This window comes from Mycobacterium sp. E1214 (assembly GCF_001666755.1).
GTDB lineage: Bacteria > Actinomycetota > Actinomycetes > Mycobacteriales > Mycobacteriaceae > Mycobacterium.
In genome coordinates this window covers 1-514 of sequence record NZ_LZJC01000058.1, presented here as the reverse complement: position 1 = coordinate 514, position 514 = coordinate 1, and the positions used below count along the sequence as shown (strand labels likewise).

Annotated in this window: 1 protein-coding gene; it reads right to left on the bottom strand. The window is 69.1% G+C overall.

The window, feature by feature from the left end; all coding sequences use genetic code 11:
* A partial coding sequence (locus A5700_RS06995) for an AIR synthase related protein (protein ID WP_231991386.1) occupies positions 1-468 on the bottom strand: 468 nt, incomplete at its 3' end.
* Positions 469-514: the final 46 nt, after the last annotated feature.

The following is a 514-nucleotide window of genomic DNA, read 5'->3' as shown; positions in this document are numbered from 1 at the left end:
CCCGAACCGCAGCTGGTCCATGACCGCGATCGGCCGCGCCCCCATCGCCATGATGTCGCGGACGATGCCGCCCACCCCGGTGGCAGCGCCCTGATACGGCTCGACGTAGGACGGGTGGTTGTGCGACTCCACCTTGAAGGTGACCGCCCAGCCGTCGCCGATGTCGACCACGCCGGCGTTCTCCCCGATGCCGGCCAGCATGCCGGCGCGCATCTCGTCGGTGGTGGTCTCACCGAAGTAGCGCAGGTGCACCTTCGAGGACTTGTACGAGCAGTGCTCGCTCCACATCACCGAATACATCGCCAGTTCGGTGTCGGTGGGCCTACGGCCGAGGATCTCGCGGATCCGCTGGTATTCGTCGTCTTTGAGGCCCAACTCACCGAACGGCTGCGGCTCGTCGGGGGTGGTCGCCGCGCGGTCGACGGTGTCGATCGCCTGGGTGGGCGCGCTCGTCCCGGACACAGTCACGGCTCACAGTCTAGGGTGGCGCGGCCCGGCGCGTCCGCCCGCGCGT